The sequence below is a fragment of the Atribacter sp. genome (assembly GCF_035418125.1).
GTDB lineage: Bacteria > Atribacterota > Atribacteria > Atribacterales > Atribacteraceae > Atribacter > Atribacter allofermentans.
Genome location: NZ_DAOLQM010000056.1, coordinates 1 through 9704, shown reverse-complemented (window position 1 = coordinate 9704; position 9704 = coordinate 1). Strand labels below are relative to the sequence as shown.

General features: G+C 38.6%; 12 protein-coding genes and 1 tRNA gene. 3 read left to right on the top strand and 10 right to left on the bottom strand.

The window, feature by feature from the left end; all coding sequences use genetic code 11:
* Positions 1-92 precede the first annotated feature (92 nt).
* A complete protein-coding gene (locus PLK24_RS04700; RefSeq protein WP_324476785.1) occupies positions 93-1151 on the top strand; it encodes a glycosyltransferase family 4 protein in 1059 nt (352 codons plus the stop codon).
* Positions 1123-2283 carry a non-hydrolyzing UDP-N-acetylglucosamine 2-epimerase gene (gene wecB / locus PLK24_RS04695; protein ID WP_324476783.1) on the top strand — a complete coding sequence of 387 codons (1161 nt, stop codon included), beginning with the start codon at positions 1123-1125 and terminating at the stop codon, positions 2281-2283. Before PLK24_RS04700 ends, wecB begins: the two co-directional genes overlap by 29 nt.
* Here the strand turns inward: wecB and atpC are convergent, their stop codons facing one another.
* The 10 genes from atpC to PLK24_RS04645 all read right to left on the bottom strand — a co-directional run bounded on the left by atpC (position 2284) and on the right by PLK24_RS04645 (position 8981).
* The gene (gene atpC / locus PLK24_RS04690) at positions 2284-2709 is read right to left on the bottom strand and encodes an ATP synthase F1 subunit epsilon (RefSeq protein WP_324476781.1); all 426 of its coding nucleotides are present in this window, start codon (positions 2707-2709) and stop codon (positions 2284-2286) included.
* Positions 2706-4115 (bottom strand): F0F1 ATP synthase subunit beta, encoded by a 1410-nt coding sequence (gene atpD, locus PLK24_RS04685; protein ID WP_324476779.1) that lies wholly within the window; start codon positions 4113-4115, stop codon positions 2706-2708. Before atpD ends, atpC begins: the two co-directional genes overlap by 4 nt.
* 35 nt (positions 4116-4150) lie before the next feature.
* On the bottom strand, positions 4151-5029 hold the full coding sequence (locus PLK24_RS04680; protein ID WP_324476777.1) for a F0F1 ATP synthase subunit gamma: 879 nt from the start codon (positions 5027-5029) through the stop codon (positions 4151-4153).
* A gap of 95 nt (positions 5030-5124) precedes the next feature.
* Entirely contained in the window at positions 5125-6648 is a 1524-nt protein-coding gene (locus PLK24_RS04675; protein ID WP_324476775.1) for a F0F1 ATP synthase subunit alpha, read from the bottom strand.
* The gene (locus PLK24_RS04670) at positions 6648-6881 is read right to left on the bottom strand and encodes a F0F1 ATP synthase subunit delta (protein ID WP_324476774.1); all 234 of its coding nucleotides are present in this window, start codon (positions 6879-6881) and stop codon (positions 6648-6650) included. The genes PLK24_RS04675 and PLK24_RS04670 overlap by 1 nt, the downstream gene beginning before the upstream one ends.
* On the bottom strand, positions 6865-7386 hold the full coding sequence (atpF, locus tag PLK24_RS04665) for a F0F1 ATP synthase subunit B (protein ID WP_324476773.1): 522 nt from the start codon (positions 7384-7386) through the stop codon (positions 6865-6867). Before atpF ends, PLK24_RS04670 begins: the two co-directional genes overlap by 17 nt.
* A 14-nt stretch (positions 7387-7400) precedes the next feature.
* Positions 7401-7667: an ATP synthase F0 subunit C gene (gene atpE, locus PLK24_RS04660; RefSeq protein WP_218111349.1), complete on the bottom strand. Its 267-nt coding sequence runs from the start codon at positions 7665-7667 to the stop codon at positions 7401-7403.
* A gap of 116 nt (positions 7668-7783) precedes the next feature.
* Positions 7784-8449: a F0F1 ATP synthase subunit A gene (locus PLK24_RS04655; RefSeq protein ID WP_324476770.1), complete on the bottom strand. Its 666-nt coding sequence runs from the start codon at positions 8447-8449 to the stop codon at positions 7784-7786.
* A 12-nt stretch (positions 8450-8461) separates the two neighbouring features.
* Entirely contained in the window at positions 8462-8731 is a 270-nt protein-coding gene (locus PLK24_RS04650; RefSeq protein ID WP_324476768.1) for an ATP synthase subunit I, read from the bottom strand.
* On the bottom strand, positions 8703-8981 hold the full coding sequence (locus PLK24_RS04645; protein ID WP_324476766.1) for an AtpZ/AtpI family protein: 279 nt from the start codon (positions 8979-8981) through the stop codon (positions 8703-8705). Before PLK24_RS04645 ends, PLK24_RS04650 begins: the two co-directional genes overlap by 29 nt.
* Before the next feature lie 114 nt (positions 8982-9095).
* Here PLK24_RS04645 and PLK24_RS04640 point away from each other — a divergent pair.
* A tRNA-Gly gene (locus PLK24_RS04640) sits at positions 9096-9171 on the top strand.
* Positions 9172-9704 lie beyond the last annotated feature (533 nt).

The following is a 9704-nucleotide window of genomic DNA, read 5'->3' as shown; positions in this document are numbered from 1 at the left end:
GTCTATCAAAATCCCTATCCTGATCCCTTGGGAGATGAGTTGGTGAGCGAAGCAGGCTTAGAAGTATGCATATTTAAAGGTGGGTGTGAATCGTGACATTCCTTCATTTAATCGTGGCAAGCTTAGGGGCTTTTTTCCTATCCCTTTTATTTACTCCATTGATAATGAAGTTTTGTCAAAAAAAGAACCTTCTTGATCAACCCGATGGAAACCGGAAAATCCATAGCACACCAAAATCCCGTTTAGGGGGAGTGGCGGTTGCCGGTTCTTTTTTTATTTCGCTTCTCGTTTTCCGCTTTTTTCTGTCCTATCCAGTGTCTTTTTGGTATATTTTAGGTTTAGCAGCAATTTTTCTAACCGGATTTTTTGATGATATTTATAATTTACCACCTTGGAGCAAGGTATTGGGTCTTGGTATTGGTACTCTCATTCTTATTTTTGATGGAGTGGTTATTGAGTTTATCACTTTACCGTGGAATGTTCTCTGGTACATTGGGATTTGGGGAATTCCCTTTACTTTCTTCTGGATATTAGGCATTACCAATTCCTTAAATCTTATCGATGGAATGGATGGTTTATCCAGTGGAATTGCTGCCATTGCAGCCTGTACTTTAGGGATTATTGCTCTTCAACATGGGAGGTGGGAATCAGCTTTAATCTCTTTTTTGTTAATGGGTTCATCAATGGGATTTCTTCCGTATAACTTCCCACCAGCTAAAATATTTATTGGTGATGGAGGAGCACTCTTTTTTGGGGGAGTTTTAGCAACCGTATCGGTAGAAGGAGCCCTTAAAAGTGCAACCACTTTTACCTTGGCCGTTCCCATTCTTATTCTGGGAATTCCAATACTCGATACCTTTTTTGCCATCGTTCGCCGCAAAAAGAATAAACTGCCTATAACCAAGCCGGATCGTGGCCATCTTCATCATCGATTATTAGAAAAAGGCTTAACTCAAAGAGAAGTTATTTTAGTTGTATACTTGATTAGTGCTAGCCTCAGTATCCTTGCCATTTTAATTGACCGCTTCTTGGTGAATAGCACCTATTCTCTCCTACTTACCTTAGTGCTCTTCTATGTCTCTTGGAAATGGGGAAAACATTTAGGTGTGACGGAGCTTTCTTGTGGGACTCAAAGCACCAAAAAGGTTTAAAATAGCCTTTGTTGCCGGAACTCGACCGGAAATAATCAAAACAGCACCAGTTTATCTTGCCGTTGCTCGCCAACCAGATTTACAGCCGGTTTTTATTAATACCGGACAACACCGGGAAATGTCTCACATGTTTTTAAATTTGTTCAATATAGTTTCTGATTACGACCTCAATATTATGAAACCGGAACAATCCCTTAGCTCGTTATCTGCATCTATTCTTCAGGAATTAGAAAGGATTCTTCAGAGAGAAAATCCCGATTGGGTTCTGGTTCAAGGTGATACGACTTCAGCTTTTTGTGGTGCCTTATCAGCCTTTTATCAAAAGATCGCTATTGGTCATATTGAAGCTGGACTCCGTACTGGTGATATCTACAGTCCCTTTCCTGAAGAAATGAATCGTATTTTAGTTGGACGTTTGAGCACCTACCATTATGCTCCTACCCAGAAAGCAAAAGATAACCTTTTAAATGAAGGAATTTCACCGAACAAGATAATGATAACAGGGAATACTGTTGTAGATGCCCTTTATTGGATTCAATCTCAAAATAAGCAGATTAGTTCTTCAGATATAAGTCGATTATTATCATCCAATCCCAATCAAAGATTGGTTCTGGTAACTGCTCATCGGAGAGAAAATTGGGAGGGTGGCATTGCGAACGTAGCAGAAGCGGTAGTTCGTTTAGCCAAGCGTTTTCCTGATATTGTTTTTATTTTTTCAGTTCATCCTAACCCGGTGGTAAAGGATCAAGTATATGCAATTCTTTCTAACCAGGCTAACGTTTTTCTTCATGACCCACTGGATTATTTTGATTTTATAAAAGTATTAAACCAGAGTCTGCTGGCGATTAGCGATTCAGGTGGTGTACAAGAAGAAGCTCCGTCTTTGGGAGTTCCGGTTATAATCACCAGGAGTACGACCGAAAGACCTGAAATCCTCGGAACAGGTATGGGGTATTTAGCTGGAACCGACCAGACTACCATCATTAACCTTGCTACTGAACTATTGACAAAAAAACAAGCAAGAAAAGCTCAAAATATTTTTGGAGACGGATTTGCCTCGCAAAGAATTGTTCAATCCATCCTTTTTTCCCTTGGAAAGATACCAAAAAGACCGGATGAATTTGATTATTAATTATGAATATCGACCAGTTTTTCCTGCTAATTCTGCTGCCCGTAGCCGAGCCAATGAACGCTTAAGAGCGGCTTCAGCTCGAATAAAATCTGTGCCAGGAATTTTTTCTTTTATCCGTTGCTGGGCACGAGTGGCAGCTTCTTGAGCTCGAGCAACATCAATAGTATCAGCTCCTTCAGCACTATCGGTAATAATAGTGATCTGATAAGGTGTAATTTCTGCTGCGCCACCGCTAATCGCAAGGTATTTTTTCTGATCATCAATGGTAGTATATTTTAACACACCAGTTAGAAGTTCTACCAAAAAAGGAGCATGTCCAGGAAGGATTCCTCTTAATCCATCAGGACATTCAAGAGTAATCGAATAAACGTCGGGATAAATATAAGTTTGCTCTGGTGTTACAATATGGAGCTCCATCTTTTTCATTCGTTCTTCAACTCCTTCACCCGAGCTTCGACTTGTTCGATGGTGCCGGTCATATAAAATGCCTGTTCAGGCCAATCATCACATTGACCCTCGATAATGTTTTGGACACCAGTTAAGGTCTTTTCTAAGGAAACAAACTCTCCAGGAATTCCAGTATAATTTTCAGCTGCAAAAAAAGGTTGTGTAAAAAAGCGCTGGAGCTTTCGGGCCCGATTGACAATATTTTTATCTTCGTCAGAAAGTTCATCGATTCCCAAAATAGCTATAATATCCTGCAGCTCAAGATAATGAGCAATAATTTTACGTGCTTCCTGAGCTAACCTCCAATGGGTATCCCCAATAATCAAGGGATCAAGAGCTCTTGAAGTAGATTGCACGGGATCGACGGCCGGATAAAACCCTCGTTCAAATATTTTTCTTGAAAGAACAGTTATAGCATCAAGGTGTGAAAAGGTGGTGGCTGGAGCTGGATCAGTCAAGTCATCGGCAGGAACATAAACAGCTTGAACCGAGGTAATAGATCCATTGATGGTTGAGGCAATTCGTTCCTCAACCATTCCCACTTCTTCCGCCAACGTCGGTTGATAGCCAACAGCCGAAGGAAGACGTCCCAAAAGAGCTGATACTTCCGATCCCGCTTGAACATAACGAAAAATATTATCGACAAATAACAAGACATCTTGAGAAAGAACATCCCGAAAATACTCTGCCATAGTCAGAGCCGTGAGGGCAACCCGAAAGCGAGCTCCAGGGGGTTCATTCATTTGACCAAAAACTAAAACCGTATGGCTTAGTACTCCGCTTTTTTGCATCTGAAGAAAGAGTTCGTTGCCTTCCCGAACTCTTTCTCCCACCCCAGCAAACACCGATACCCCGCGATGGGCTGTTGCCGTCCGATGAATGAGCTCCATTATTAACACTGTCTTACCAACACCAGCACCACCAAATAAACCGGTTTTTCCACCAGTGATATAAGGGCAGAGTAGATCAATGATTTTAATTCCCGTTTCAAAAACTTGAGTTGATCCAGATCTTTCCGTTAAAGGAGGAGCAGAACGGTGAATCGCCATTTTTTGCTTGGCTTTAACAGGTGGTTTCCCATCTGATGGTTCCCCTAGTACATTGAACATTCTTCCTAAGGTTTCTTTTCCGACCGGAACCTGGATGGGTTTCTCTGTATCAATGACCTCCATCCCCCTTTGGAGGCCACTGGTATCCTGGATAGAAATACATCTCACTAAACCGTCTTGGAAATGGCTTTGAACCTCAAGGACTAAGGGTTTAGAAGAATTCTTTTGATTCCTTCTCTCGATAATCAGGGCATTATGAATGGAGGGAATCTCTCTGGGATGAAACCTAACATCAACAACTTGACCGATGACCTGTTCAACAATACCTGTATTCATATATTTCTCTCTTTCATAATGAAGCGTTTTTATATTTAAACCGTTCCCAATACCTGGGAGGCACTGGTTACTTCATTAAGTTCCTGGGTAATTTTTTCTTGACGTCTTTTTTGATAGGCTATCCGTAAAGAATGAATCATGTCTTCGGAGTGGCTGGTTGCTGCATCCATTATTTTTAAACGAGTTGCTTGTTCACTTAAAAATGATTCGATTAAAAAGACATAAAGTTGACTGGCAACATACTCAAAGGTTAAACGTTCAATGAGAGTTGGAGTAGTACTGAGAATATCGGTTCTGAGACGTAAATCAACTTGGTTTTCGGGGGGGAGATTGATACCCTGAAGCGGTATTGGAATTACTCTTTGAATAACCGGACGATATTCACTGACCGAAAGGTATTGATTGTGAGCAATATAAAGGTGTGAAAAGATTTGTTGTTCGTGAAAAGACCGAACTGTATATAAAATTTCTCTAACATTTTGATAATGAGGAGTTTGATGGACCGGGAGAGGATGGGTTAGGAGAACCTCATAAGGACTCTTTTTGAATTGACTCATACCTTGAGTTCCCAAGACGATGAGATGGGGTTTATTGCCTTCGCGCTCTTGGTCATTTATAAAGGTTTTCATTTTATGAGCTAATACGGTATTGAATCCTCCCACCAACCCTTTATCAGAAAAGATTCCAATGAGAGCAAATCCACGAGGTGGGTGAGGGGAAATTACCTCTTCTTGGTAGTGCATATGGGCAATTTCATTCAATCGAAGCAATTGATTAGAAAAAGCCTTGGCATTTTCCAAAGTCTTCTTTCCCGTTCTCCAACGAACTACTGAAATAGTTTTCATAGCTCTGGTTACATGTTGAATTTGTTTAATTAAATCAATTTGCTTTTTGATGATTTGTAATTTTGCCAAAGATTATTTCCTTCTTTAAATAAAATTAAGTTTAAAATAAAAAGCTTTGAGATTGAAAGGATCAGAAATAAAAAATCTCCTCCTAAACCTTCGGTCTAACTTTGAACATTTTCTTGAAGAAGAAAATGTTCGGTAAAAGTACGAATAAATTCTTTAATTTCTTGTTCAAATTTCGAATCTAATTCTTTTTCTTTCCAAAGCTCATTCAATAAATCAGCTTTTTCGCTTATTGCCTTTTGATAAAGACTCGCTTCCCATTTTTTTATCAGAGGAAGAGGAACATGATCGATGAGACCTTGAGTAGCGGCGTAAACTGCTAATATCTCCAGGGAGATATCCAAGGGTTGATATTGAATTTGCGTTGTTAGTTCCAAAACTCTTTTTCCATGCTCTAATTGTCGAGTAGTTATGACGTCCAATTCCGAACTAAATCTAGCAAAATCTTCTAACTCGAAGTATTGTGCTAAGTCAAGTCGGAGACGGCGTGCGACCTTTTTCATAATTGGGGTTTGAGCTTCTCCGCCAACCCGAGATACTGAAAGACCAATGTTAATAGGAGGCAAAAATCCTTTAGCAAACAGGTTACTTTCTAAGTAGATTTGGCCGTCAGTAATGGAAATGATATTAGTTGGGATGTAGGCAGAGATGTCACCCTCTTGGGTTTCCACGATCGGGAGCGCTGACATTGACCCACCGCCCAGGTCATCGGATAATTGGGCACTTCGCTCCAATAAGCGGGAATGAAGATAAAAAATATCACCTGGATATGATTCTCGTCCCGGTGAACGTCTCATGAGCAGCGAAAGCGATCGATAAGCCACCGCATGCTTGGAAAGGTCATCGTAAACAACTAAAACATCTTGGCCTCCATTCATAAAAAATTCTGCAATGGTACAGCCGCTGTAAGGAGCTAAATAAAGAAAAGCCGGAGAATCTTCGGCTGATGTTGAAATAATAATAGTGTAAGCCAGAGCATTATATCTTTTTAATAAATCAATCATTTCAGTGATTGCCGATAACCTTTTCCCAATAGCTACATAAACACAAACTACATTTTTTCCTTTTTGGTTAATAATAGTATCAATGGCGATGGTGGTTTTACCGGTTCTGCGATCACCGATAATTAATTCTCTTTGTCCTTTCCCCAGTGGTATCATGGCATCAATCGTTTTTATACCAGTAAAGAGAGGTCTATGAACTGGCTGCCGCTGAATGACTTCAGAAGCTTGCTGCATAATCGGTCTTTTATGGCGGCAATCAGGTATTGGTTTTCCGTCCAAAGGATTTCCTAAGGGATCTATTATGCGACCTAATAATTCATCACCAACTGGAACTTCTAAAACTCGATTGGTTCGAAATACTCGATCTCCTTGGTGAATGAGGGAATAGTCTCCAAATAAAATACAGCTAATACGTTCTTTTTCTAAATTAAAGACTTGCCCTTTTAAACCATGAGGAAAAATCAGCATTTCACCCATCATGGCTTCTTTTAAACCGGCGATGGATATTACTCCATCTTGGACTTCGGTTACTTCGCCAATTTCATTAATCTCCGGTACGGGGACATATTCTCGAACAACTTGTATGGCTTTTTTTAAAGTGTCAGTTAAAACTGCCATTAAATCATTCCTTCCTTCATCTTATCGAGTTGAGTCCGCAAGCTGCAATCGATTAGCATTTCTCCGAAAATAATGATGATTCCCCCAATGAGAGAGGGATCTACTTCTTCTTGGAAAATCATTTGATCGATATTCCCGATTCGGGATAATTTACTCTTAACCATATTTTTTTGCGATTCGGTCATCGGAAAGGGAGTGATGAATTTAACTATTTCTTTATTGCTGCTGTCCATATTGCACGTCCGATTTAATTTCAATTTTATCAATCGCTTCCTCTAAAAGTTGCTCAATCAGCTGGTCTTGTTTGGATATATCAATCCGTTCACGAAGCAATTTAGCCGCCATTTCAGTAGAAATATCGATGATGTCCAACTTCAGCTCAGAATAAAGTTTGTCAATTTCAATTCTGGCTTTTTCTTCGGCAGTTTGCTTAATTTTCTCGCTTTCTTGATAGGCTTCATCAATAATATTTGATTTAATCTTTACTGCTTCCTGGTTGGCAATTTCCTGCATTTCTTGGTATTTAATATGGATATTTTTACTTTCTTCTTCATATTTTAAACGCATCTCTTCAGCTGCTTTTTTTTCTTTTTCTATTTTCTCCATTTCTTCCCGGATATGGTTTGATCGCTTATCTAGTGCCTGAACCACCGGTTTAAAAAGAAAACGGAATAAAAGAGCAACTAAGATGAGAAAATTAATGATTTGAAAAATGATACTTCGATCAATACTTATCATGGTTTATTAAATCCTCATTTAAAGACATATTTGAGTAAGGGATTAGCAAAGAGAAGAATCAAAGAAACCACCAAAACGTAAATCGCTAAGGATTCAAGCAAAGCAAGACCGACAAACAATGTTCTACTGATTGGTCCGGTTGCCTCCGGTTGTCGGGCAATTCCTTCCAGTGCTTTTGAGCAAGCTTTCCCTTGTCCTAAAGCTGGAAAAATAACACCAATAGCAATAGCGAATCCTGCCGTAAAAACCGTTACACATAAAAAAAGGATTTCTCCTTGCACCTTTAGTCACCTCTTTTGGGTAAATTTAATGGATTTTATCACTACCAAAATAAAAATACCAACATAGTAATATTAGCGGAGCCCTATGATGCAATACAATTTTGAGGAGGGATAAATTAGGTTTCGCCTTCTTTTTCAACTGCAGCGCTTAAGTAAACAATGGTTAAAATGGTAAAAATATAGGCCTGAATGACTCCGGTAAAAATAGCAAACAACATCATAGGAACCGGAACAAATATAGGAGCCAAAATAAAAAGAATAGCTATGACAATTTCTTCGCCTAAAATATTACCGAACAAACGAAGAGCCAGTGAAAAAGTGCGAGTAATTTCACTTATGATATGAAAGGGAGCCATCACTGGGGAAGGCGATATGTAAGTTTTTAAATAGTTTTTCCATCCCTGAATTTTTACTCCGTAATAGGGAACTGCAGCAAAAACTATTAAAGCTAATGCTAAAGCAGTATTAAAATCACTAGTAGGAGCTTCTAATCCAGGGATAAGACCGGTAAGATTGGCGGCTCCAATAAATAAGGCTAAAGTACCAACCAAGGGGAGGAAAATTCTTCCCCGAGAGGGTGCCATATCGTTAATCATGTTCATGATACCTTCAACAAAAAGTTCTAATAAATTTTGCCAACGACCGGGTAAAAACTGTAGTTTACGGGTAATAAGTATTGAAACCAGAACTAAAAAACCCATTACTAACCAGGTTGCTACCACTGTTGTCGTAACCGGTAATGGTCCAATCATAAACAAAATATGTGGTCCTAAATTTTCCATAGTTTTTCACCTTCAAAAGAATTTAATACTGATTACCCAGACTGTCAAGAAGTAAGTAATAAAAAAACCCAAAAAAAATAAGAGTGTATCTGGTTTTAAATATTTCAAAATGATGATGATGAGGACTCCAGTGATCGCTAAGCGACCTATAAGACCAGAAAATGGCTGGCTTTTTTTAAAATAAATAAGTTTTTTAACATTCCAAGCGACTAACCAGGCAACAATTATTGAAAGACCTGCTCCTAAAAGGAGACTAATGATGGTTTTGGTTATCGTGTTCATTTTTTTTGTCTTTTTTTTCGTATTTTTTTATTTCTTTATCAAAAAATTGGTAAAGATTATAGAAGGCAAAAAATATCCCTAAAATGAGCATTGAAAGTGTCCAAGAAAAACCTTTTGGATACTTCCGATCCAGATATTGACCTAAAAATAATCCCAAAATAATTGGTGCAACTGTCATCCAGGAAATATCCCAGATCTGCCCAAAATGTTTCCAGATGTTTTCATCTTTATTTCGATGATAGTTTTTCATGGTTCAATTATAAACTAATATTATCAATAATGACCTCTTTTCATCTAATCTATAACTCTCTTTCATGAACTCTTGAAAAAATATCCAACACCAGTTAATATAATAGCCATAGGGGCGGAAATAGCTCAGTCGGTAGAGCATCGGCTTCCCAAGCCGAGGGTCGCGGGTTCAAATCCCGTTTTCCGCTCCATTTTTTATGCAAAGCTAAAATTTTAATTACGTGCTTCTCTTTCTTCAAAATATATTTCGATAAACACTAACTACAAACTATACTTTTAATTAGCCTTCTATCCTGAAAATACCATCAAATGAATTCTTTAATCTGTCATCCTGAGCCCTCGCTTTTTTGATGGCGTGAGGATCTCATCTTTTAATTTTTTAAAAAAAATACGAAATGAGATTGCCACGTCGTTCAACCAAAGAATGGTTGACCTCCTCGCAATCAGACTGTGTCATAATCCCTTTCATACACCAAGAATAGCTTGAAAGTGGAAGACACAGTACATTTATCTTCAGTTTTTGGTTATCTATTCCCAATATTACTGTGAAATATTAACATAAGTGGGGGTAAATAATTTACAGAATAATTGCGACACAGTCTGAATGACGGATTGAGATAGGTATTTTCATTGTCACCTGGTGCTGCAAAGCAGCATGAGGGTCTATCTTGAAAATACCAATATTGGTGAAAAAAGAATAAACAAAAAAAGAAAAAGGCACACC

What these genes read in the sequence shown, in the direction of transcription:
- atpC (WP_324476781.1), bottom strand. Translation starts at nt 2,709, where the DNA reads ATGAAAAAGATGGAGCTCCATATTGTAACACCAGAGCAAACTTATATT.
- atpD (WP_324476779.1), bottom strand. Translation starts at nt 4,115, where the DNA reads ATGAATACAGGTATTGTTGAACAGGTCATCGGTCAAGTTGTTGATGTT.
- PLK24_RS04675 (WP_324476775.1), bottom strand. Translation starts at nt 6,648, where the DNA reads ATGGCAGTTTTAACTGACACTTTAAAAAAAGCCATACAAGTTGTTCGA.
- PLK24_RS04670 (WP_324476774.1), bottom strand. Translation starts at nt 6,881, where the DNA reads ATGGACAGCAGCAATAAAGAAATAGTTAAATTCATCACTCCCTTTCCG.
- atpF (WP_324476773.1), bottom strand. Translation starts at nt 7,386, where the DNA reads ATGATAAGTATTGATCGAAGTATCATTTTTCAAATCATTAATTTTCTC.
- PLK24_RS04655 (WP_324476770.1), bottom strand. Translation starts at nt 8,449, where the DNA reads ATGGAAAATTTAGGACCACATATTTTGTTTATGATTGGACCATTACCG.
- PLK24_RS04650 (WP_324476768.1), bottom strand. Translation starts at nt 8,731, where the DNA reads ATGAACACGATAACCAAAACCATCATTAGTCTCCTTTTAGGAGCAGGT.
- PLK24_RS04645 (WP_324476766.1), bottom strand. Translation starts at nt 8,981, where the DNA reads ATGAAAAACTATCATCGAAATAAAGATGAAAACATCTGGAAACATTTT.